Source organism: Amycolatopsis bartoniae (genome assembly GCF_014191255.1).
Classification (GTDB): domain Bacteria; phylum Actinomycetota; class Actinomycetes; order Mycobacteriales; family Pseudonocardiaceae; genus Amycolatopsis_E; species Amycolatopsis_E bartoniae.
This window is the reverse complement of record NZ_JACHWH010000001.1, coordinates 2,166,932-2,187,703: the sequence shown is the minus strand read 5'-3', so window position 1 is coordinate 2,187,703 and position 20,772 is coordinate 2,166,932. Positions and strand designations below refer to the sequence as shown.

Genomic DNA, 20,772 nt, shown 5'->3' with positions numbered 1-20,772 from the left:
GGTCGCCACGGTAGCCGAGAGGTACCGTGGAGGGGTCCGCACGGGAGCCCGGGGCACGGGCTGAGAGGGAGCTGGGCCGCTCCGACCGTGGAACCTGATCCGGATCATGCCGGCGCAGGGAGCGTGATTTCTGTGGAACGAGTAGCCGTGATCGGCGGCGGAGTCATCGGTCTTTCCGTGGCCTGGCGGGCCGCGGCCGCAGGGCACGACGTCACGGTGGTCGACCCGGCGCCGGGGCGCGGGGCGTCGTGGGTCGCGGGCGGAATGCTCGCGCCGGTCACCGAGGCGTGGCCCGGCGAGGAGGCGGGGCTGCACCTGGGCGAGGAGTCCCTGCGGCGCTGGCCGTCGTTCGCCGCGGAGCTGACCGCAGACGGCGGTGACCCTGGTCTGTCCATGGCAGGCACTGTCGTGGCCGCCCTCGACCGCGGTGACGCCGACCAGCTGGGTGTGCTCGCCGAGTACCTCGCGTCGGTCGGGCGTGCGGTCGAGTCCGTCACGGGCAGGCAGCTGCGGGCGCTCGAACCGGGCGTGAACGCCGTGCGGGCGCTGCTCGTGCCGGGTGACCTGGCTGTCGACAACCGCAAGCTGTTGCGGGCGCTGCACGCCGCGGGTGTGCGGCGGGGCGTGAAGTTCGTCGACGACGAGGCCACGGGCATCGAGCCGGGCCGGGTGCGCACCCTGGCCGGCGAGGTTCCGTGCGACGTGGTGGTGATCGCCGCGGGGGCGCGCAGCGGACGGCTGCACCCGGCGCTCGCGGTGCGCCCGCTCAAGGGCGAAATCCTGCGGTTGCGGGCGCGCCGCACGAGCCTGCCGCCGCCGTCGCGCACGGTGCGTGCCGTCGTCGAGGGGCGGCCGGTGTACCTGGTGCCGCGCGCGGACGGGGAGTTGGTGCTGGGCGCGACGCAGTACGAGGCCGGATTCGACGAGACTGTCAGCGCCCGTGGCGTACGTGAGCTGCTGGAAGGCGCGGAACGGATCTTCCCGAGCATCGACGAGTACGAGCTGGTCGAGTGCGCGGCGGGCCTGCGGGCGGCGAGCGCCGACACCGTGCCGTTCGTCGGCGAACTCGGGGACGGCCTCTTCGCGGCGACGGGCCACCACCGCAACGGGCTGCTGATGGCGCCCGTTACCGCGGACGCGATCGTCGCGCTGCTCGACGGCACGGCGCCGCCCCCGCACGTCGAGGCGGCGAATCCACACCGGCTGGGAGAGAAGTAGATGGAAGTACAGGTCAACGGCGAGTGGCGGGCCTTCCCGGAGGGCACCACGGTCGCCGGGCTGGTCGAAGCGCTCGGCGCGGCGCCGCAGGGCATCGCCGTGGCGCTGGACGGCGAGGTCGTCCGGCGCGGGGACTGGGCCGAGGTGGTCGTGCCCGCCGGGGCGCGGCTGGAGATCCTGACGGCGGTGCAAGGTGGGTGACGGGATGCTGGAAGGCGACGAGCTGGTCATCGGTGAGCACAAGCTCGGCTCGCGGCTGATCATCGGGACCGGCGGCGCGGCGAACCTCGCCGTGCTGGAACGCGCGCTCGTCGCGTCGGGCACCGAGCTGACGACGGTGGCCATGCGTCGCGCGGACTCCGAGGGCGGTTCCGGTGTGCTGGAGCTGGTGCGGCGGCTGGGCATCCGGCTGCTGCCGAACACCGCGGGTTGCCGCAGCGCGGCCGAGGCGGTGCTGACGGCGCAGCTGGCGCGGGAGGCGCTGGAGACGGACCTGGTGAAGCTGGAGGTCCACGCCGACGACCGGACCCTGCTGCCGGACCCCGTCGAGACCCTCGACGCCGCCGAACGCCTGGTCGCGGATGGGTTCACGGTCTTCGCGTACACGAACGACGACCCGGTGCTGGCGCTGCGGCTGGAGGAGGCGGGCTGCGCGGCGGTCATGCCGCTCGGCGCGCCCATCGGCACCGGGCTGGGCATCCGGAACCCGCACAACATCGAGCTGATCGTGTCCCGCGCCGGGGTGCCGATCGTGCTGGACGCGGGCATCGGCACGGCCTCGGACGCGGCGCTCGCGATGGAGCTGGGCTGTGACGCGGTGCTGCTGTCGACGGCCGTGACCAGGGCGCAGGACCCCGAACGGATGGCGTACGCGATGCGTTCGGCCGTCGTCGCGGGCCGCCTGGCCCGGGGCGCCGGCCGTATCCCCCAGCGGTTCTGGGCGCAGGCGTCCTCACCGGCCCGCTGACTCGGGTTCGTTGCGCTTCAGGTGTTCACCTTGCCGCCGCGAGGAGGCAACGTATCGTTGTCCGCACTCTTTGCGGACAGCGAGCAGAAGGAGCGCGAGGTGGACACGTCGACGACCGAAGACGTCGCCGGGCGGTTGTTCCTGGCGGTGGGCAGGCTGTCCCGATCGCTGCGGCAGGCCGGCACGCCCGGGCCGGGGCACGGATCGATCTCGGCGCTGGCCACACTGGCCGCGCAGGGCCCGATGCGGCTCGGTGACCTGGCGGTGAAGGAAGGCGTCGCCGCGGCGACCATGTCCCGCATCGTCGCCTCGCTCGTGGAATCGGGCTACGCACGCCGCGAACCCGACCCGATCGACCGCAGGGCCTGGCTGGCGACCGCCACGGAGGACGGGGAGCGCCTGCTGTCGGGCGTCCGGTCCACCCGGGTACACGAGCTGAACAAGCGCATCGACCGCCTGCCGGAGGAGCTGCAGCGCGACCTGGCGGCGGGGCTGGTGGCGATGGAGGCATTGCTGTCGGAGGAGGACTAGACCGGGCGCTGGGCGCCCTCGTCTGCCCGGCCACCCCCGCCCCATCCCCTTGATCGTTTAGCAGCTGGGGATCGGGGACGGGGGAGGTCCGGGCGTGTGCCGGGCGTTTTTGGTGTCCGGCTATCTGTTTTCTGGTGCTAGGCGCCAGAAGGCTGATACTGGGCCTACTTTTGCGCCCATGGGGTAGGCGTTTTCCACCGCCTTGCTGACGAACCACTTTCCGAACTGCGCTGCCTCTTGCACTGTCATTCCCCTTGCCAGGGCTGCCGTCAGTGCGCTCGCCATGGAGTCGCCTGCGCCGTGGGTGTGTGGCGTGGCGATGCGTGGACCTGGGAGTTCCACGAATGTCTCACCGTCGTACAGCACGTCCACGCATTCCGGGTCCTGTGTCAGGTGGCCGCTCTTCACCAGGACATACCGTGGGCCCAGACCGTGCAGGGCGACCGCTGCCTCGTGCATGTCCTCCCGGCCCGTCACGGTCAGGCCCGTCAGCAGGCGCACCTCGTCCAGGTTCGGCGTGAGCACCGTCGCCCGCGGGAGGAGCAGGTCGCGTAGCGCTGTCAGGCCCGCGTCGTCGAACAGGGGGTGGCCGTGCATCGACGCGGCCACTGGATCCACCACGAACGGGACCTCCTGGTCCCGGCCGATGTTCGCTCGGTCGCACGCCTCCGCGACCGCCTCGATGATCGACGCCGACGCCAGCATGCCCGTCTTCGCCGCGTTCACGCCCATGTCCGCCGCGACCGCTTCGATCTGTCCGGCCACGATGTGCGGCGGGATGTCAGCCCGATCGTGCACGCCCAGGGTGTTCTGCACCGTCACCGCCGTGACCGCCACCAAACCATGCACACCGCAGGTCAGGAACGTCCTCAGGTCGGCCTGCAAGCCGGCCGCACCGCCGGAGTCGGAGCCCGCGATCGTCAGCGCACTAGGAACACCCATGCCTCCTAGTGTCGCAGCCGCCAGAAGGGGGACACCGGGCCGACACCCGCGCCGAGCGGATAGGCGTCCGCGACCGACCGTTCGATGAACCGCTTGCCCTCCGCGACCGCGTCCGGCACGCCCAGGTCCTGCGCCAGCGACGCGGTGATCGCCGACGCCAGCGTGTCCCCGCCGCCGTGCGTGTGCTTCGTGTCATAACGCGGACCGGGCAGTTCGACGTGCTGCACCCCGTCCGACAGCAGGTCCACGCACTCCGGATCGGTGTAGAGGTGCCCGCCCTTGACGAGCACCCACTGCGGGCCCAGCTCCAGCAGCGCGTCCGCCGCGTGCCGCTGGCTCGCCCTGTCGGTCACCTCGACGCCGGTGAGCAACCGCACCTCGTCCAGGTTCGGGGTGACCAGCGTGGCACGCGGGAACAGTTGCGAGCGGATCGCTTCCAGCGCCTCGTCCCGCAGCAGCGAATCGCCCGTCATCGACGCGGCGACCGGGTCCACCACGAACGGCACGTCGAACGACCGTCCGATGTGGACCTTGTCCAGTGTCTCCGCCACCGCTTCGATGATCTCGGCCGTGGCGAGCATCCCGGTCTTCGCCGCGTCCACGCCCATGTCACCGGCCACCGCCCTGATCTGCGCGGTGACCACGTCGGGCGGGATCTCGGTGAAACCCTGCACGCCCAGGGAGTTCTGCACGGTGACCGCCGTGATCGCGGTCATCCCGTGCACCCCGCAGGCGAAGAACGTGCGCAGATCGGCCTGGATGCCCGCGCCACCGCCGGAGTCCGACCCGGCGATGGTGAGAGCCGTCTTCGGGGTTTCCGTCATCGCTCCACGACCGGCAGGTAGACCTGGTTGCCGTGCTCGCCGAACTCCGACGACTTCTCGCGCATTCCGGCTTCGATGGCATCCACAGTGGACAATCCGTGTTCCTCCGCGTACTTGCGGACGTCCTGCGTGATGCGCATCGAGCAGAACTTCGGGCCGCACATCGAGCAGAAGTGCGCCGTCTTCGCCGGTTCCGCCGGCAGGGTTTCGTCGTGGAACGAGCGGGCGGTGTCGGGGTCGAGCGCCAGGTTGAACTGGTCGTTCCAGCGGAACTCGAAGCGCGCCTTGGACAGCTCGTCGTCCCACGCCTGCGCGTACGGGTGGCCCTTGGCCAGGTCGGCGGCGTGCGCGGCGATCTTGTACGTGATCACGCCGGTCTTCACGTCGTCGCGGTTGGGCAGGCCCAGGTGCTCCTTCGGCGTCACGTAGCACAACATCGCCGTGCCGTACCAGCCGATCTGCGCCGCGCCGATCGCGGACGTGATGTGGTCGTAGCCCGGCGCGATGTCCGTCGCAAGTGGACCGAGGGTGTAGAATGGAGCCTCGCCGCAGAGCCGTTCTTCGAGCTCCACGTTCTCCTTGATCTTGTGCATCGGCACGTGCCCGGGGCCCTCGATCATCACCTGCACGTCGTGCTCACGGGCGATGTGCGTCAGCTCACCGAGCGTCTCCAGTTCGGCGAACTGCGCCCTGTCATTGGCGTCCGCGATGGAGCCGGGACGCAGGCCGTCGCCGAGGGAGAACGTGACGTCGTACTGCCGGAGGATCTCGCAGAGCTCCTCGAAATGCGTGTACAGGAACGACTCCTGGTGGTGCGCGAGGCACCACGCGGCCATGATCGACCCGCCGCGCGAGACGATGCCGGTGACGCGGTTCGCGGTCAGCGGTACGTACCGCAGCAGCACACCGGCGTGCACGGTCATGTAGTCCACGCCCTGCTCGCACTGCTCGATCACCGTGTCGCGGTAGACCTCCCACGACAGCTTTTCCGGCTCCCCGTCGACCTTTTCCAGCGCCTGGTAAATCGGCACGGTGCCGACGGGCACCGGCGAGTTGCGCAGGATCCACTCGCGTGTCTCATGAATGCGCTTCCCCGTCGACAGGTCCATGATCGTATCGGCGCCCCACCGGGTCGCCCACACCATCTTGTCGACCTCCTCCTCGACCGAAGACCAGACGGCCGAGTTGCCCATGTTCGCGTTGACCTTCACCAGGAAGTTCTTGCCGATGATCATGGGTTCGCTCTCGGGATGCCTGCGGTTGACCGGAATCACCGCCCGCCCGCGCGCCACCTCGTCCCGGACGAACTCCGGGCTCACGCGCTCCCGCGCCGCGACGAACTCCATCTCACGCGTGATCACCCCGGCTTTCGCCCAGCCCAGCTGGGTGTTGTGCTCCTGCGACCACCCGGCGCGCAGCGGGCTCAGTCCGGTGTGGACGTCGATGACCGCGTCGGGATCGGTGTACGGGCCCGAAGTGTCGTAGACGTCGAAATGGTCCCCATTGGACAGTTCGATCCGCCGCGCCGGTACGCGCAGCCCGGATTCAGTGGCGTGGAACACTTTCCGCGAACCGGTGATGGGGCCGGTGGTGACGGCCACGGGCGCGTTGTTCTCAAGCGTCGTCAAGGCAGACTCACTTCCTACGCCGGCATTACCCGGTCAGGTTCGGCGGTCGGCGGCACCGGGTCCGAACGGACACCAGCCACCCTCTCAGCCCGCCAAGGCGCGAGCTCCCGCGTTTGCTGTTGTGCCTCCGACCATGCCACGAGCGCACACAGACCTCAAGGGTGACCCCCGGAATAACCCGTTCAGCCCTGCCCGTTGCGTTGTGCATGAAGGCAATCGCACTGCAGCAGTACGGCTCCGCCGACGACCTCGCGTTGATCGACCTGCCGACCCCGAAGGTGGGCCCCGCCGAGGTGCTCGTCCGGGTGCGCGCGGCGGCCGTGAACCCCGTGGACTGGAAGCTCGCCTCCGGCGGGCTGGACGGGATGATGGAGGTCCACTTCCCGCTCGTGCCGGGCTGGGACGTGGCCGGCGTCGTCGAGCAGGTGGGCCCGGACGCGCCCGAGTTCTCGGTCGGCGACGAGGTGTTCGGCTACGTGCGCAAGGACTGGGTGCAGCAGGGCGCGTACGCGGAGCTGGTGACCGCCAGCGTCCGGATGCTCGCGAAGAAGCCGCGGTCACTCGACTGGGCGCAGGCCGCGGGCGTCCCGCTCGCGGGCCAGACCGCGTACCGGTCGCTGAAGCGGGTCGGGGTCGGCGCGGGGGACACCGTACTGATCCACAACGCCGCGGGTGGCGTCGGTTCGTTCGGCGTGCAGCTCGCCATCGCGTTCGGCGCTCGCGTGATCGCCACGGCGAGTGAGCGCAACCACGAGTACCTGCGCTCGCTGGGCGCGGAGCCCGTCACTTACGGCGACGGCCTGGCGGACCGCGTCCGCGCGCTCGCACCCGACGGGGTGGACGCGGCGGTGGACTTCGTCGGCGGGGACGCGGTGGACGTGTCGCTGGGTCTCGACGTGCAGCCCGAACGAGTGGCGTCGATCGCCAACCCGGAGGCCGACGGGAAGGGCGGGCACTGGGTCTGGGTGCGCCCGGACTCCGCCGAGCTGGCCGACCTGGCCCGCCTGATCGACGACGGCAAGGTGAACGTGCACGTCGACCGCACGTTCCCGCTCGCCGAGGCGGCGCAGGCGTGGAAGCTGAGCCAGGAGGGCCACGTCCGCGGCAAGGTCGTGCTGACCGTCTAGCCCGGCAGCTCCGTCGGCGCCGCGACGACGTCGACCATCGCGCCGTTGCGCAGGACCGTCACGGGCAGCCGGGTGCCGATGACCTCGGCGAACAGCTGCCGCTGGATGTCCTGTGCATCGGCGACGCGGGCACGCCCGACGGTGAGCACGAGGTCGCCGGGTCGCAGCCCGGCCCGCGCGGCCGGGCCGCCCTGGACGACTTCGACCACGCGCAGCCCCGCCCGCTGGCCGGTGTGCTCGGCGAGGTCGTCGGGCAGCGGCGCGGGCACGCCGACCAGCCCGAGGTACGCGCGCCGCACCTTGCCCTCGACCAGCAGCGTGTCGACGATGCGGCGGGTGGTCTCGTTGATGGGCACCGCCATGCCGAGCCCGATTCCCGCGACGGCGGTGTTCACGCCGACGACGCGCCCGCTGGAGTCGGCGAGTGCGCCGCCCGAATTACCCGGATTGAGTGCCGCGTCGGTCTGGATCACGTTCTCGATCACACGTCCCGCGCGTGCCGTGCGCACGGGCAGGGACCGGCCGAGCGCGCTGACCACCCCGGCGGTGACGGAACCGGCGAGCCCGAGCGGACTCCCGACGGCCACCACCAGCTGTCCCACGACGAGCTTGTCGGCGTCACCCAGCCGGGCGGCCGGTGGCGACTCGGCGACGCGGACGACGGCCAGGTCGGACAGCGGATCCGCACCGATGACCCGGAAGTCCTGCTCGGTGCCGTCGGAGAACGTCGCCACCCCGCTGCGGTCACGCCCGACCACGTGCGCGTTGGTGATCAGGTACCCGTCAGCGGCGAAGACGACGCCCGAACCGCCGCCGCGCCCGAGCCGCAGGCTGGCCACGTGCGGCGTCACCTCGGCGGCGACGGTGCTGACCGTGCGCGAATAGGCGTCGAGGACGTCGGAGTCTTCCATCACGACCACCTTCTCGGGATTACACCGTTACACCCCAGTGTGCGCCCGCCTCGGGTGGTCGTGCGGTTCGTTCACGAGGAGCGAACCCGCCAGCGTTCGCCCAGGTACCAGCCGCCGATCGCGATCCCGGTGCCGAGCACGAAGAACATGAGCCCGGCCGACAGCGGCGCCCCACCGAACTCGGCGACCGCCGCCACGAAGACGAGCACCAGGCCGAGCGCCGTGACCACCCGCCCACCCCACACCGCGGGTCCCTGCCGCGGAGCCGGGACGGCGGGCGGCGCTGGCGTGGCGGGCATCTGCGCCGTGGCGGGCACCGGCACGCGCGGCGGTGGCACCGGCGCCGCGGGCTCCGCGAGGCCGAGGCGCGCGCGGGCGGTGCGGCTGTCGAGGACCGGAACCCGCAGCTCCGCCGCCCGTCGCAGCCGGGTTTCCGACGCGGGTACGTCCGGGCAGGCCACCAGGTGCGTCACCGAAGCGGTCAGGTTCTTGGCCAGCTGCAGCCCCTGCATGAGAACGGCCGCGCGGAGTTCGTCGGCATCGGCGCCCCGCCCGAGCACGAGTACCCGCGTGGGCCGCTCGGCCTGCTCGGTCGGCCGCAGTTCCGCGACGAGATCGGGCACGTCGAGCGCGGCGGCGACGGTCCTGAGGTCGGCGACCTCCTCGGTGGTCAGGATCCCGTCGGCTTCCGCGACGGCCTGCATGCCCTGTACGAAGCCGGTGTGGATGCGGTGCAGGTCCTCGCGGGTCAACCCGGCTTCGGCCGCGAGCCGGGTGAGCGCGGCGCCCTCGTCGGCCGAGATGTGCCGGTCCGCCAGCGCGTTGCCGAGCAGCTCCAGGTACGCCTCTTCGAGCACCGGATCGGCGGAAGTGGTTGTCACCGCAATGCGTTCCGGCAGCTCGGCTGTCCACACAGGACTCATCGTGGGAACCTGCCGGGGCGTGAGAGCACGGGTCTTCGGCAGTCTCGGCAACGGCGCGAACACGGGTTGTTCGTTCAGGCGCAAACCGTGTGCCCGCACCAGGGTGGTGACGACCTGAGCGCAGGCGCGGGCGTCGCCGAGGGCGGTGTGCGCGGAGAAGTCCGTGAGACCGAGCGAGCTCGACACCGTGGCGAGGCGGTAGTTCGGCAGCTGGAGCGTGGAGCGGGCCGTGGTCAGCGTGCAGACGCCGGGCAGGGCGCCGAGCCGTAGCCCGTACCGTTCCAGCTCGCGGCGCAGGAAACGGGCTTCGAAGGCGAGGTTGTGCGCGACGAGCACGCTGCCCGAGAACAGGTCGGCGAAAAACGCGAAGGCTTCGGGCAGGGTCGGCGCCGAATCCAATTCCCGGCGCGTGATTCCATGAACCCGCACGGGGCCGGAAGGGATTCCGGGGCCAGGGTTCACGAGCGTGCTGAGTTCTCCGAGCACGGTTCCGTCGGCGGTGGTGCGGACCGCGGCCAGTTCGATGATGTGCCCGGGATGCAACGCGGTGGTCTCGAAATCGATGGCGGTGAACTCCAAGCCGTCCACCGCGGACCGGCCGTCGCGGGAGAGTTGGAGCACGTCGACGACTTCGGGCACGGCCTGTCTCCTGTCCGGGAAGCGTGTGTTGCCGGAAGGTGCATCGTTTTTCCGGCCGCGGTTGTAACGCCGTGGCCGCGATTTCCGAGAAAACGGCAGTACGCCATGTCCGGCGCCCGAAATCAGAGGACAGTCATGACTTCTGCCGCCCCCGTTCCGTCTCGCCCGCCGCGTTGGTTGTTGATCACACTGGGCGTGCTGGCGGTGTTTTTCTTGCTGGGTGCGATCTTCGGTGCGCAGTCACCTCCGCCGGTGCGGCAGCAGGCCGCGGCTCCCGCTTCGCCGACGCCGACATCGACGCGGACGAGCACTTCTGTGGCGCCTCCGCCGGACGTCTACACGGTGGTCAGCGTCGTCAACGCGGCGACGGTCGAGGTGACCGATCCGCGGGGAGCGCGGAAGACGGTGCAGGTACTGGGCGTGAAGGCGCCGGCGGCGTCCGGTTGTTTCGCGCCGGAGTCCGTGGCGTGGGCCACGACGCAGTTGTTGAACCAGCGGGTGACCTTGACGTCCCTGACCGCGACCGCGACCGACCTCACCGCGTCGCTCGCGCTGGCGGACGGCAGTGACTATGCGACGCGCGCGCTGCAGACGGGGTACGTCCGGGCCGCCGACGCCGCGGTTTCGGCGCTGCGGACCGCCGAGGCCCAGGCACACGCGGCCGCGGTGGGGCTGTGGGCGCCGCCGTGCGCCGGCGACATCGACCACCCCGCTCCGGCGCCTGCGCCCGCGCCGGCCAAGCCAAAGGTGACCACCACGGAGGCCGAACCCGCCCCGGCACCGACCGAGGACGAGAGCGACAGCGGTTCGGCCCCGTACTACCCGAACTGCGCGGCAGCGAGAGCGGCCCACGCGGCCCCCCTGTACCGCGGCGAGCCCGGCTACAGCTCGAAGCTGGACCGCGACAACGACGGAGTGGCCTGCGAGTAGCAGGTCATAGCCCTTCCGCCGCCTTCGCGGCCGCGAAAGGCCGTCAGCGGCTCACGGTTCCTTCGGCGGCAGCCAGGACAGCCCCGGCACTCCCCACTTGTTGCGCTTGAGCATGCGCTTCGCGTCACGGGCGTGGCGCCCGATCAGCCGATCGAGGTAGATGTAGCCATCCAGGTGGTCGGTCTCGTGCTGCAGACAGCGAGCGAAGTACCCCGTGCCCTCCACCTCGATCGGGTTGCCGTCGAGGTCGAAGCCGGTCACCTTGGCCCACTTCGCGCGGCCCGTCGGGTACGACTCGCCGGGCGCGGACAGGCAGCCCTCCCAGTCGTCGTCGGGGTCGGGCATCGTCTCGGGGATCTCGGACGTCTCCAGCTTCGGGTTCACCACCAGGCCCTTGTGCTGGACGCCCTCGTCGTCGTTGCAGTCGTAGACGAACACCCGCAGGTCGACGCCGATCTGGTTGGCCGCGAGGCCCACCCCTTCGGCGGCGTACATCGTCTCGAACATGTCCTCGGTCAGCGTGCGCAGCTCGTCGTCGAACTTCTCCACCTCGCGCGTGGGGTGGTGCAGCACGGGGTCACCGGCGATGCGGATGGGGTGAATCGTCACGAAGAGCGATCGTACCCATCCGTGCACCGTGACGCGCCGGGCCGTGATCCCGCGCCCGCGGGGTGTCCCCGTGGTTCAATGGCGCCGCGGAACGACAACCGTGTTCTTCGGCGATTTTGAGGAGTCAGATGGACGCCGCGGAGTCGATGGCCGACGGGCGGCCGTCCCCGCCCGATCCCCCTGCCGGCCTGTCCGAGCGCGAGGTCGCCATCCTGGCCTTCGAGCGCCAGTGGTGGCGCTACGCGGGGGCCAAGGAGGAGGCGATCCGCGAGAAGTTCGGCCTCTCGTCGACACGGTACTACCAGCTGCTCAACCAGTTGCTCGAGAAGCCCGAAGCCCTGCAGGCCGATCCCATGCTGGTGAAGCGGCTGCGCAAGGTCCGCACCACGCGGCAGCGCAAGCGGGTCGCCCGGCGACTGGGGATTGAGGGACGATGAACTTCCTGCAGGGACTGTCCCGGCCGATGCGCCTCGCGGGCGTCGCGCTCCTCGGGATCGCGGCCATCGCCGCCATCATTGGCATCGTCACCGCCGTCACGGGCGGTAACGGCAACAACACGGCCGAGCCGCCCGTGACGACGCCGCCGGGTACGTCCGCCAGCAGTGCGGCGCCGAGCAGCCCGTCGTCTTCGGTGCCGCCCAGCAGCACGGTGCCGCCGCCGGGCACGAGCACACCCCCGCCGGCCGGGACGGCTGTGCCGCCTGGTGGTGCTCCGGGCACCGGCCAGCCGGGCGCGCCGACCGGTCCGCAGAACGGCCAGGGCGGGGTGCCCGCCGACCAGGCCGACGCGAAGTGGGTGCCGGTCCGGGTCTACAACAACAGCACCATCCAGGGCCTCGCCGCCCGCGCGGGTGCCGACTTCCGGGCGGCGGGCTGGAACGTCGTCGAGGAGGCGCCCTACCCGTACGGCATCATCCCGACCAGCACGGCGTACTACACGCCCGGCACGGATGAGGAGACCGCCGCGAAGGCGCTCGCCGAGTGGTTCGGAATGAAGGCGGAGCCCCGCTTCGAGGGTATCCAGAACGCGACCCCTGGCGTGATCGTCATCCTGACGAAGGACTACCAGGGTCTGCGAGCGAAGGGCTCGTAAGCGCTTTCAGTCCCTTGTGGACGAAGGTTGGAAGCGCTTACTCCCGCCGGGCGTAGGCTTCCAGGGCGGCCAGCTGTGCCGGATCCAACGAAGGTCGCACCACGGACCGTGCCTTTCGCAGGTGCTCCGCGGTGACCTCCGTCGCCTCCAGGGATTCGCGCATCGCCGTCAGTGCGGCCTCCCTGATGAGCCCCGCGCAGTCCGCGGCCGAGTACCCGTCCAGACCGGCGGCCACCTCGGCCAGGTCCACATCGGACGCCAGTGGCGTGTTGCGCGCCGTCGCGCGGAGGATGTCCGCGCGGGCCTGTGCGTCCGGCGGTGGTACGTACACCAGGCGCTCCAGGCGGCCCGGACGCAGTAGCGCCGGATCCACCAGCTCCGGCCGGTTGGTGGCACCCAGCACCACCACGTCCCGCATCGGCTCGACACCGTCCAGCTCCGTCAGCAGCGCCGCGACCACGCGGTCCGACACCCCGGAATCACTCGACTGACCACGCCGCGGCGCGAGCGCGTCCACCTCGTCCAGGAAGATCAACGCCGGGGCGGCGTCCGCGGCCCGGCGGAACAGCTCCCGCACCGCCCGCTCCGACTCGCCGACCCACTTGTCCAGCAACTCGGCGCCCTTGACGGCGAACACGTTCAACGCACCCGTGCCCGCCAGCGCCCGCACCAGGAAAGTCTTGCCACCGCCAGGCGGCCCGTACAGCAACACCCCACGCGGCGGCGCGACCCCCAGTCGGGCGAACGAATCCGGGTAGCGCAACGGCCACAGCACGGCCTCGGTCAGCGACTGCTTCACCTCGGCCATGTCGCCGACGTCCTCCAGGCTCAACCCGCCCGTCGCAAGGCTGTCCGAAGTGGACATCGAAATCGGCCGGACCGTGGCCAGCGCGTCGAGCAAATCCTGTTGCGCGATCCGGGGCTCCTCGGCCTCACGCTGACGCAGCGCCGCTCGCAACGCGGCATCCCGGCGGAGGGCGATCAGGTCCGCCGCCACGAACCCCGGCGTTTTCTCCGCCAGTGCACCACAGTCCACACCGGACTCGACCGGAACGTCCCGCAACAGCAGGCGCAACAACTCGGTGCGGACCTTCGCGTCCGGCAACGGGATCGCCAGCTCGCGGTCCAACAGGTCGGGGTTGCGCAGCCGCGGATCACACGACTCCGGCCGCGCCGTCGTCGCGACCACCGCGAAGTTCGGCTTCGTCAACGCCGTGCGCAACTCGTCCAGCACGATCGTCGCCACCGGGGGCTGGTTGGCCACGGGCAGCAGCGCGTCGACATCGGTGAGCAGCAGCACCGCCGGGCCGTCCGCCGGCGCCTTCGCGATCGTCTCGCGCAGCGCCGTGACAGCGGCGTTCGGCTCCAGCACAGCGATGCTGGGCGCGGCGAGGCAGAGCACCCGCACGTCCTCCGCCGCGGCGACCGACCGCACCAACGTCGCCTTCCCGACCCCCTCGGCGCCCGACAGGAGCACCCCGAGCTGGGCCGTCGCGCCGAGCCGCGCGAGCAGCTCCGGCCGGTGGAACGCGAGGTCGAACCACTCCGCCAGCGTCCGGGCCTGCGCCTGCGCGCCGATGAGGTCCGTCACCGGGATCGTCGCGACTTCCTCCTCCGGAGCGACAACGGGAGCGGGCGCAGGAGTCTCCACTGTGGACACAGGGCGGGTGCCGTCGCGCCAGCTCACCACCGTCGACTGCCCCACGGCGACCGCTCCGACCGGTTCCGTCGCGGTGACCGTGAGCAGCTCGCTGGTCCACGTGGCACCGATCGCGCGGGACAGCTGCCCGCGCACCGACGCCACGTCCGCGCCCGGCGGGGGCGCGAGGTCCTGCGGCAGCAGGGACACGGCGTCCCCGACCGTGACCACCTTCCCGATCAACGCGAGCCGCAGGGTGTTCGGCGAGACCGACGCGCTGGCCAGCCGCGAACCCGCGACCGTGACGCTGCGCGCGGCGGACACCCCGGCCGGGGCGACCACCACCTCAGCGCCTTCCGTGACGCCGAGGTTGGACATCGTCACGTCGTCCACCAGCACCACGCCCGGCGTGCCGGCGCCGTCGGCGGGTGCGGCGAGCGCGGCCGTGCGGCGGGCGCCGGTGAGGTGCACGGCGTCCCACGCGCGCAGCCCGAGCGCGTCGAGCACCTCCGGGTGCAGCCGGACCACACCGCGGCGGATGTCCAGCGCGGACGGGGTGTGCCGCAGGGTCAGGGTGATCTCGGGCTCGCTCACGTGCCCACCTTAAGGGCGCGCCGGCGTCAGCGGTTGCGGCGCAGGCCCATCCGGCGCCAGCTGCGCCTGCGGTTGCGGTCCTCGCCGTCCGGCGGGAACGTCCGCACGCGCACCACGTGCTCCGGCTGGTTGCGGGGCAGGCGCGACAGCCGGGCGGCCCCGGCGAGCGTCGGGCGGCGCAGCCGCAGCCGGCGGGTGCTGCGGGCGCGGCGGATGGCCCGGCGCTCCCGCAACGGCACGTGCCACGCCTCCGGGTGGTTCGCCAGCCAGTGGTAGCGGCGGACCGAGTACGGGATGTGCGCGAGGTACAGCAGCAGCGCCACCGCCAGCGCGATCAGGGGGTACTGGATGATCGCCGCGGCCAGCAGGCCCACGCCCACCAGCAGCGGCGCGACGGCCTTCGCCGGGGCCTTCACCGTCTTCAGCGACAACGTCGGGATGCGGCTGATCAGCAGCAACGCGATGCCGACCGTCCACACCCACACCACGGGCCGGGCGGACCACCAGCCGTCGCCGTACTCCAGCACCAGCACCAGTGGCAGCAGCACCAGCAGACCGCCTGCCGGCGCGGGCACGCCGACGAAGAACTCGTTCGCGTAAGGCGGTTTCTCGACTTCGAGCAGCGTGTTGAACCGGGCCAGCCGCAGCACGATGCACACCGCGAACACCAGCGACGTGACCCAGCCGATGCGCTCGGTGTCGGTGTGCCAGATGTAGAGCACGAGCGCGGGGGCGACGCCGAACGAGATCGCGTCGGACAGCGAGTCCAGCTCCGCGCCCATCTTCGACGTCGCGTCGAGCAGACGGGCGATCCGGCCGTCGAGGCTGTCCAGCACCGCGGCCACGCCGATCGCGCCGATCGCCAGCACGTAGTTGTGGCTCAGCGCGAACTGCACCGCCGACAGGCCCGCGCACAGCGCGAGCACCGTGATGGCGTTCGGCAGCAGCCGGACGCTCGGGGTCACCACCCGGACCATGCCCTCAGTCCTTCCCCTGGGGAAGCTCGGCGATCGGCGTCTCGCCGCCGATCGTGCGCTGGCCCTTGCTGACCAGGACCCGGCTGCCGGGGGGCAGGTAGAGGTCCACGCGGGAGCCGAAGCGGATCAAGCCGTACGTGTCGCCGGCCGCGAGTTTGTCGCCTTCGGCGATCTCGCACAAGATGCGGCGGGCCACGAGTCCCGCGATCTGGACCACGACGAGCTCGTGCCCGTCCACGGTCCGCACCAGCACGGAGTTCCGTTCGTTGTCGTCGCTGGCCTTGTCCAGGTCGGCGGACAGGAACTTGCCGGGCCGGTACGCGACGCGCTCGACGACACCGGTCGCGGGCGCGCGCTGGACGTGCACGTCGAACACCGACAGGAAGACGCTCACGCGCATCCGCGGCTCGGCGGGCAGGCCCAGCTCGGGCGGCGGCGTGGCCTCCTCGATGAGCGACACGATGCCGTCGGCCGACGCGAGCGCCAGCCCGCCGCGGGTCGGCGGCACGCGCTTCGGCTCGCGGAAGAAGGCCGCCGTGGCCAGCGTGGCCAGGCCGCCGACGAGCCCGAGTGGCTTCGACAACCTGCGCAGCAGCAGGGTGGCGGCGATGCCACCGGCCACGAACGGGCGTCCCGCGGGGTGCATCGGGGGGAGGGTCTCGCGGGCCAGCTGCAGGGCGTGGGCAACGGGGTTGCCCGCCTGCTCCGGCGTCTTGGGGCTCATCACTTTCCCGGAGGTAGCTGAAAAGGTCACCGATCGGTATCGACCGGGACGGCTCCGGCGTGGCGTTTCGCCGGTCCGGGTAACCACGCTACCGCTCGGCGTGGGCGGGCCCGGCTGTGAGGGGGAACCCATCCACGTGCGGCGTGTTAACACAAAGTCAGCTCGGCCGATGCAGAACGTAGTAAGAGCAGAGAGGACCCGTCATGACAGCGCCCGACTTTTCGCCCGAAGGGCGTCTTGCCGAGCTGTTCGAGCGCTGGCGACGGGACATTGCGAGCGTGCCGATCCCCACTCTGGTGGATCTGGCGACCGCGGTGTCGATCGTGCGCAATGGCCGTGCCGACGCTTCCCCCGACGAAGCGCCGACACGGTGAGTGAAGGGTAGACTACTTCCCGCGATTACGCAGGCCCAGCACCAGCCGCAGGACGCCGAGCAGCACCACCGAGCCGAGCACGGCCACGCCGAAGCTCGGGAAGTCGAATTCGAACGACTTCTCGTGCCCGGTCACGAGCCGGTAGAGCAGGCCGCCGAGCGCCGCGCCGACCACCCCGACCAGCACGCTGACCACGCAGCCCTGCCGACGCCGCTCCCGGCCGCCGATGACGAGGTTCGCCGCCCAGCCCGCCAGCGCCCCGAAGATGATCCACGAGAAGAAGCCCACAGTGCCTCACTCTAAAGGAGGAGCACGTCGACCTCGGTGCCCTCGGGCGCCTCGGTGACGTCCTCCGGCAGCACGATCAGGCAGTTGGCCTGCGTGAACGCCGCGAGCAGGTGCGAGCCGGGGCCCCCGCGCGGGCCGACCTCGCCGGTCACCTGGCCTTCGCGCTGCCAGTAGTAGCCGCGGCGGAACTGACGCCGACCGGACGGGGACTTCAGGCCCTCCGTCAGCCGCGCGCGCACCCGGTGGCGGTCGATGTCGCGGTGGCCGAGCGCGGCCAGCAGCGCCGGGCGCAGGAACACCTCGAACGACACCAGCACGCTCACCGGGTTGCCGGGCAGCGTCACCACGGGCACCCCGTTCCACCGGCCGTTGCCCTGTGGTCCGCCCGGCTGCATCGCGACCTTCTTGAACGTCACGCCCAGCCCGGTCAGCGCGTCCTTGACCACCTCGTACGCGCCCGCGCTCACTCCGCCCGACGTGACGACGAGGTCGAACTCGCCGACCCGCGGTTCGATGGCGTCTCGGAACAGGCCCACGTCGTCGGTGCTGATGGCGGTCTCGACCTCGCAGCCCAGCGCGCGGATCCCGGCGGCGAGCGTGATGCTGTTGGACTCGTAGATCTGCCCGTGCTCCAGCGGTTGCGGCGGGACCACGAGCTCCGTGCCCGTCGACACCACCAGCACCCGCAGCGGCCGGTACACGTTCAGCTCGGCCAGCCCCACCGCGGACGCGAGACCCAGCTGCGCCGGGCCGAGCACCGTGCCCGCCGTCAGCGCCACCGTGCCCTTGGCGACGTCCTCGCCGACGCGGCGCAGATGCGTGCCCGGCGCGACCGGCTCGAAGACGCGCACGCGCTCGACGCCGCCGTCGGTGCGCTCGACCATCACCACGCTGTCCGCACCCGGCGGCAGCGGGGCGCCCGTCATGATCCGGTGGGCAGTACCGGGCGGCAGGTCGGGCACATCGATGCGGCCTGCCGGGATGTCCTCGCCCACGGGCAGCTCCACCGGGCTGTCCGCGCTCGCCCCGGCGACGTCGGCCGCGCGCACCGCGTACCCGTCCATCGCGGAGTTGTCGAACGGCGGCAGGGAAACCCCCGCGAGCACGTCCTCGGCCAGCACCAGCCCCGCGCAGTCGAGCAACGGCAGCGCCACGGCGGGGGCCGTACCCAGCAGCGAGCGGATCTCGGCACGGTATTCGTCGACGGAAACCACGGGAACCATCCTGCCCGTCCGGCGCCGCGTGCGACACTCACCCCGTTTCGATCAGCCTTCGGGGGAGGTTCGGTGCAGGTCCACACACGGCACACGCCCGCGTTCGGCGTGGCGCGGATCAGCCTCGCGCCCGGCGAGGCGGTGCAGGCCGTGCCCGACACCCTGCTCGCCAGCAGCTTCGGCATCACCGAGGTGCAGCAGTCCCGCGGCGGGCTGCGCGCCCACGGCAAGGGCCAGCCATCCGTGTTCACCGCGCCCAAGGAGGGCGGCTGGCTCGACCTCGCGCCCGCCGGCCCCGGCGACGTCTACCCGCTGGAGATGGACGGGCGGTCCGGCTGGAACGTCCACCGCCAGGCGTTCCTCGCGCGGCCCGCCACCATCCGCGTCGACCCCGGGTGGCAGCCGCTGCAGGCGCTCTTCGGCGGTGACAACGGTTTCCTGGAGCACTACAGCGGAACCGGGCCGCTCGTGCTCGCGTGCGCGGGCCCGGTGGACGCGTTGAAGATCGAGGCGGGGGAGCTGATCACCGTCCGGCCGCCGTACCTGCTGGCGTATCCGGACGCGGTCCAGTGCCGCCTGCGCGCGGTCGATCCGTCGGGTCCGCAGTCGATCCGGACGGGCGAGGGGCTCGCGCTCGACTTCGCCGGGCCGGGGACCGTTCTGGTGCAGGCTCGTAAATCTCGGTGAATTGCCCATTGCTCACGCCCATTATTCCGGTAGCGTGATCGCCATCTTGGGACACCGGTTCGGCACGGTCCCAGTGTTCTTTGGTGGCAAGGAGGACGCCGTGGCAGTCGGCACGGTCAAGTGGTTCAATTCCGAAAAAGGCTACGGGTTCATCGCATCGCCCGAAGGCCCTGACGTATTTGTGCATTATTCGGCGATCCAGTCCGACGGATTCCGTACCCTCGACGAAGGGGACAAGGTCGAGTTCGAGATTCAGGCCGGTCGGGACGGCCGGAGCCAGGCGGCGGACGTTCGCAAACTGTCCTGAGCACTGGCGCTAGGCTGCGCTGTGTGACAGGCGATGTCTCGGGGGACCTCACCGGTCGCCGGCTGGGCAACTACCGCATAGACGGAGTGCTCGGCAAGGGCGGCATGAGTGTCATGTACAGGGCGACTGACGTCCGGCTCGGGCGCAAGGTCGCCTTGAAGGTGATCGGTGAGCACCTCGGTGCCGACGCCGAGTTCCGCGAGCGGTTCGTCGACGAGGCACGCAACACCTCGGCCATCGACCACGCCAACGTCGTTCCCCTGTACGACTTCGGCGAGATCGACGGCATGCACTACATCGCCATGCGGCTGGTGGACGGTGCGGACCTGGCGAGCCTGATCTCGGCGGGGCCGATGTCGCCCGCCCGCGCGCTGCGCCTGCTGGACCAGGTCGCGGACGCGTTGGACAGCCTGCACAGCCGCGGCCTGGTCCACCTCGACGTCAAACCGGCCAACGTGCTGGTGACGAGTCGCGAGTCGGCGCGCGAGCACGTGTACGTCGCCGACTTCGGGCTGACCCGCCGGGGCGCGACGGGGCACCGCACGCGGGGCGGTGACTTCCTCGGGTCGCCGACGTACGCCGCGCCGGAGCACCTGCGCGGCGAGCCGCTCGACGGCCGGACGGACCAGTACGCGCTCGCCTGTGTGCTCTACGCGTGCCTCACCGGCGGCCCGCCGTTCACCGGCGACGTGCCGACGGTCATCAAGGGGCATCTGGCGGGCGAGCCGCCCGCGGTGTCGCGGGTGGCGTCGCTGCCGCCGTCGGTCGACGACGTCATCCGGCGGGGCATGGCGAAGAACCCCGCGGACCGGTTCGACAGCTGCGGTGAGCTGATCGCGGCCGCGCGCAAGGCGCTCGGGCCCGCGGCGCAGGGCGACGGGCAGCCGCAGCGACAGCAGCCCGATCCGTTCGGCGAGCAGCCGACCCAGCAGCAGCCGCACCCGGGTCAGCAGCCTCAGCAGTCTCCGCAGCAGTGGCAGCAGCAGGGCGGATGGGCGCGGCCGACCGAGCAGTGGCCGCGGCAGGCCGATCACCCGTCCGGTTACGGGCAGCAGCCCGCCTGGGGACAGCAGCATCCCCAGCAGCCGCCCCAGTATCCACAGCCCTATCCACAGCAGCAGCCGGGCTACGGGGGTCACTCGTCCGGGTACTCCACGCCTCCCTTCGGCAACCCCTACGGCTATCCGCAGCAGCAACCCGCAAAGAAGAAGAGCCTCCTGTGGCTGTGGCTGCTGCTCGGCGCGCTCGTCGTGGCCGCCGGGGTGGTCACGGCCGTCCTCCTGGCCGGGAACGGGGGCGGCGGGACGCCGGAGACCACCGCGCCGGACATCCCGGTCGGACCGACCGGTGGGGCCACCGCTGGGCCGTCCTCGGGCGCCCGGCCACCCGCCACGATCTCCATCCGTCCCTCGGCCTGAGCAGCGGTTCTTGCACTCTCGGGGGGAGAGTGCTAAACACGACATTGGCACTCGGCACCGTCGAGTGCCAGACAGAGGTCGGGACGGTGAGGCCGGCCCCGGGGTCCCGGGGAATGGTCGTCCGTCGCGGGCACCGAGCCTGGCCGAAGGACGTGTCCTGCTGCTGGCAGCAAACCAGGACTGGCCACGCAGCGCCCAATACCGGAGG

The 20,772-nt window shown here is 71.4% G+C and carries 23 protein-coding genes and 1 riboswitch; of the genes, 12 read left to right on the top strand and 11 right to left on the bottom strand.

Features of this window, described 5'->3' with window-relative positions:
• The first annotated feature begins 30 nt into the window (after positions 1 to 30).
• Positions 31 to 138, top strand: a riboswitch (TPP riboswitch).
• The 4 genes from thiO to FHX82_RS10240 all read left to right on the top strand — a co-directional run bounded on the left by thiO (position 127) and on the right by FHX82_RS10240 (position 2,716).
• The gene (gene thiO / locus FHX82_RS10255) at positions 127 to 1,218 is read left to right on the top strand and encodes a glycine oxidase ThiO (RefSeq protein WP_145938268.1); all 1,092 of its coding nucleotides are present in this window, start codon (positions 127 to 129) and stop codon (positions 1,216 to 1,218) included. Its footprint overlaps the riboswitch before it by 12 nt.
• On the top strand, positions 1,219 to 1,419 hold the full coding sequence (thiS, locus tag FHX82_RS10250; protein WP_145938247.1) for a sulfur carrier protein ThiS: 201 nt from the start codon (positions 1,219 to 1,221) through the stop codon (positions 1,417 to 1,419).
• A gap of 4 nt (positions 1,420 to 1,423) precedes the next feature.
• Complete coding sequence (locus FHX82_RS10245) at positions 1,424 to 2,185, top strand: thiazole synthase (RefSeq protein WP_308431602.1); 762 nt, start codon at positions 1,424 to 1,426, stop codon at positions 2,183 to 2,185.
• A 99-nt stretch (positions 2,186 to 2,284) separates the two neighbouring features.
• The gene (locus tag FHX82_RS10240; protein ID WP_145938270.1) at positions 2,285 to 2,716 is read left to right on the top strand and encodes a MarR family winged helix-turn-helix transcriptional regulator; all 432 of its coding nucleotides are present in this window, start codon (positions 2,285 to 2,287) and stop codon (positions 2,714 to 2,716) included.
• A gap of 120 nt (positions 2,717 to 2,836) precedes the next feature.
• Here the strand turns inward: FHX82_RS10240 and thiD (FHX82_RS10235) are convergent, their stop codons facing one another.
• Genes thiD (FHX82_RS10235) through thiC form a run of 3 tightly spaced genes read right to left on the bottom strand, consistent with a single transcriptional unit; the run spans position 2,837 to position 6,110 of the window.
• The gene (thiD, locus tag FHX82_RS10235; protein WP_145938248.1) at positions 2,837 to 3,658 is read right to left on the bottom strand and encodes a bifunctional hydroxymethylpyrimidine kinase/phosphomethylpyrimidine kinase; all 822 of its coding nucleotides are present in this window, start codon (positions 3,656 to 3,658) and stop codon (positions 2,837 to 2,839) included.
• A 5-nt stretch (positions 3,659 to 3,663) separates the two neighbouring features.
• A complete protein-coding gene (gene thiD, locus FHX82_RS10230; protein WP_145938249.1) occupies positions 3,664 to 4,482 on the bottom strand; it encodes a bifunctional hydroxymethylpyrimidine kinase/phosphomethylpyrimidine kinase in 819 nt (272 codons plus the stop codon).
• Positions 4,479 to 6,110, bottom strand: coding sequence for a phosphomethylpyrimidine synthase ThiC (thiC, locus tag FHX82_RS10225; protein ID WP_183176540.1), 1,632 nt, complete (start codon positions 6,108 to 6,110; stop codon positions 4,479 to 4,481). Before thiC ends, thiD (FHX82_RS10230) begins: the two co-directional genes overlap by 4 nt.
• A 206-nt stretch (positions 6,111 to 6,316) precedes the next feature.
• Here thiC and FHX82_RS10220 point away from each other — a divergent pair, with 206 nt between their 5' ends.
• A complete protein-coding gene (locus FHX82_RS10220; RefSeq protein WP_145938250.1) occupies positions 6,317 to 7,237 on the top strand; it encodes an NADP-dependent oxidoreductase in 921 nt (306 codons plus the stop codon).
• On the opposite strand, the gene FHX82_RS10215 is transcribed toward FHX82_RS10220, so the two are convergent.
• On the bottom strand, positions 7,234 to 8,148 hold the full coding sequence (locus FHX82_RS10215) for a S1C family serine protease (RefSeq protein ID WP_145938251.1): 915 nt from the start codon (positions 8,146 to 8,148) through the stop codon (positions 7,234 to 7,236). The two genes, FHX82_RS10220 and FHX82_RS10215, sit on opposite strands and share 4 nt — an antisense overlap.
• 71 nt (positions 8,149 to 8,219) lie before the next feature.
• Positions 8,220 to 9,710: an exonuclease domain-containing protein gene (locus tag FHX82_RS10210; protein ID WP_229881234.1), complete on the bottom strand. Its 1,491-nt coding sequence runs from the start codon at positions 9,708 to 9,710 to the stop codon at positions 8,220 to 8,222.
• A 315-nt stretch (positions 9,711 to 10,025) separates the two neighbouring features.
• Here FHX82_RS10210 and FHX82_RS10205 point away from each other — a divergent pair, with 315 nt between their 5' ends.
• On the top strand, positions 10,026 to 10,640 hold the full coding sequence (locus FHX82_RS10205) for an excalibur calcium-binding domain-containing protein (RefSeq protein ID WP_229881231.1): 615 nt from the start codon (positions 10,026 to 10,028) through the stop codon (positions 10,638 to 10,640).
• 51 nt (positions 10,641 to 10,691) lie between these two features.
• Here the strand turns inward: FHX82_RS10205 and FHX82_RS10200 are convergent, their stop codons facing one another.
• Positions 10,692 to 11,249, bottom strand: coding sequence for a peptide deformylase (locus FHX82_RS10200; RefSeq protein WP_145938253.1), 558 nt, complete (start codon positions 11,247 to 11,249; stop codon positions 10,692 to 10,694).
• Between the two features lie 128 nt (positions 11,250 to 11,377).
• Here FHX82_RS10200 and FHX82_RS10195 point away from each other — a divergent pair, with 128 nt between their 5' ends.
• Together FHX82_RS10195 and FHX82_RS10190 are read left to right on the top strand one after the other, a co-directional pair.
• The gene (locus FHX82_RS10195; RefSeq protein ID WP_145938254.1) at positions 11,378 to 11,686 is read left to right on the top strand and encodes a DUF3263 domain-containing protein; all 309 of its coding nucleotides are present in this window, start codon (positions 11,378 to 11,380) and stop codon (positions 11,684 to 11,686) included.
• Positions 11,683 to 12,342, top strand: coding sequence for a LytR C-terminal domain-containing protein (locus FHX82_RS10190; RefSeq protein WP_145938255.1), 660 nt, complete (start codon positions 11,683 to 11,685; stop codon positions 12,340 to 12,342). Before FHX82_RS10195 ends, FHX82_RS10190 begins: the two co-directional genes overlap by 4 nt.
• 37 nt (positions 12,343 to 12,379) lie before the next feature.
• Here FHX82_RS10190 and FHX82_RS10185 read toward each other — a convergent pair whose 3' ends face one another.
• The 3 genes from FHX82_RS10185 to FHX82_RS10175 are packed head-to-tail and all read right to left on the bottom strand — an operon-like array spanning position 12,380 to position 16,276.
• Positions 12,380 to 14,575: an AAA family ATPase gene (locus FHX82_RS10185; protein ID WP_145938256.1), complete on the bottom strand. Its 2,196-nt coding sequence runs from the start codon at positions 14,573 to 14,575 to the stop codon at positions 12,380 to 12,382.
• A 26-nt stretch (positions 14,576 to 14,601) separates the two neighbouring features.
• Entirely contained in the window at positions 14,602 to 15,552 is a 951-nt protein-coding gene (gene pssA / locus FHX82_RS10180) for a CDP-diacylglycerol--serine O-phosphatidyltransferase (protein ID WP_145938257.1), read from the bottom strand.
• A 4-nt stretch (positions 15,553 to 15,556) separates the two neighbouring features.
• Positions 15,557 to 16,276 carry a phosphatidylserine decarboxylase gene (locus tag FHX82_RS10175; protein ID WP_145938258.1) on the bottom strand — a complete coding sequence of 240 codons (720 nt, stop codon included), beginning with the start codon at positions 16,274 to 16,276 and terminating at the stop codon, positions 15,557 to 15,559.
• Between the two features lie 203 nt (positions 16,277 to 16,479).
• Here FHX82_RS10175 and FHX82_RS10170 point away from each other — a divergent pair, with 203 nt between their 5' ends.
• On the top strand, positions 16,480 to 16,650 hold the full coding sequence (locus FHX82_RS10170; protein WP_183176539.1) for a hypothetical protein: 171 nt from the start codon (positions 16,480 to 16,482) through the stop codon (positions 16,648 to 16,650).
• Between the two features lie 12 nt (positions 16,651 to 16,662).
• Here FHX82_RS10170 and FHX82_RS10165 read toward each other — a convergent pair whose 3' ends face one another.
• Together FHX82_RS10165 and moeA are read right to left on the bottom strand one after the other, a co-directional pair.
• On the bottom strand, positions 16,663 to 16,938 hold the full coding sequence (locus tag FHX82_RS10165; protein WP_145938259.1) for a GlsB/YeaQ/YmgE family stress response membrane protein: 276 nt from the start codon (positions 16,936 to 16,938) through the stop codon (positions 16,663 to 16,665).
• 11 nt (positions 16,939 to 16,949) lie between these two features.
• Positions 16,950 to 18,161, bottom strand: coding sequence for a molybdopterin molybdotransferase MoeA (gene moeA, locus FHX82_RS10160; RefSeq protein WP_145938260.1), 1,212 nt, complete (start codon positions 18,159 to 18,161; stop codon positions 16,950 to 16,952).
• A gap of 63 nt (positions 18,162 to 18,224) precedes the next feature.
• On the opposite strand from moeA, the gene FHX82_RS10155 reads away from it, so the two are divergent.
• The 3 genes from FHX82_RS10155 to FHX82_RS10145 all read left to right on the top strand — a co-directional run bounded on the left by FHX82_RS10155 (position 18,225) and on the right by FHX82_RS10145 (position 20,564).
• Positions 18,225 to 18,839: an AIM24 family protein gene (locus tag FHX82_RS10155; RefSeq protein ID WP_145938261.1), complete on the top strand. Its 615-nt coding sequence runs from the start codon at positions 18,225 to 18,227 to the stop codon at positions 18,837 to 18,839.
• 100 nt (positions 18,840 to 18,939) lie between these two features.
• A complete protein-coding gene (locus FHX82_RS10150) occupies positions 18,940 to 19,146 on the top strand; it encodes a cold-shock protein (RefSeq protein WP_144642812.1) in 207 nt (68 codons plus the stop codon).
• Positions 19,147 to 19,169: 23 nt separating this feature from the next.
• The gene (locus FHX82_RS10145; protein WP_145938262.1) at positions 19,170 to 20,564 is read left to right on the top strand and encodes a serine/threonine-protein kinase; all 1,395 of its coding nucleotides are present in this window, start codon (positions 19,170 to 19,172) and stop codon (positions 20,562 to 20,564) included.
• Positions 20,565 to 20,772: the final 208 nt, after the last annotated feature.

What these genes read in the sequence shown, in the direction of transcription:
- FHX82_RS10215 (WP_145938251.1), bottom strand. Translation starts at nt 8,148, where the DNA reads ATGGAAGACTCCGACGTCCTCGACGCCTATTCGCGCACGGTCAGCACC.
- pssA (WP_145938257.1), bottom strand. Translation starts at nt 15,552, where the DNA reads ATGGTCCGGGTGGTGACCCCGAGCGTCCGGCTGCTGCCGAACGCCATC.
- FHX82_RS10220 (WP_145938250.1), top strand. Translation starts at nt 6,317, where the DNA reads ATGAAGGCAATCGCACTGCAGCAGTACGGCTCCGCCGACGACCTCGCG.
- FHX82_RS10170 (WP_183176539.1), top strand. Translation starts at nt 16,480, where the DNA reads ATGACAGCGCCCGACTTTTCGCCCGAAGGGCGTCTTGCCGAGCTGTTC.
- moeA (WP_145938260.1), bottom strand. Translation starts at nt 18,161, where the DNA reads ATGGTTCCCGTGGTTTCCGTCGACGAATACCGTGCCGAGATCCGCTCG.
- thiD (WP_145938249.1), bottom strand. Translation starts at nt 4,482, where the DNA reads ATGACGGAAACCCCGAAGACGGCTCTCACCATCGCCGGGTCGGACTCC.
- FHX82_RS10195 (WP_145938254.1), top strand. Translation starts at nt 11,378, where the DNA reads ATGGACGCCGCGGAGTCGATGGCCGACGGGCGGCCGTCCCCGCCCGAT.
- thiD (WP_145938248.1), bottom strand. Translation starts at nt 3,658, where the DNA reads ATGGGTGTTCCTAGTGCGCTGACGATCGCGGGCTCCGACTCCGGCGGT.
- FHX82_RS10190 (WP_145938255.1), top strand. Translation starts at nt 11,683, where the DNA reads ATGAACTTCCTGCAGGGACTGTCCCGGCCGATGCGCCTCGCGGGCGTC.
- FHX82_RS10245 (WP_308431602.1), top strand. Translation starts at nt 1,424, where the DNA reads ATGCTGGAAGGCGACGAGCTGGTCATCGGTGAGCACAAGCTCGGCTCG.
- thiS (WP_145938247.1), top strand. Translation starts at nt 1,219, where the DNA reads ATGGAAGTACAGGTCAACGGCGAGTGGCGGGCCTTCCCGGAGGGCACC.
- FHX82_RS10175 (WP_145938258.1), bottom strand. Translation starts at nt 16,276, where the DNA reads ATGAGCCCCAAGACGCCGGAGCAGGCGGGCAACCCCGTTGCCCACGCC.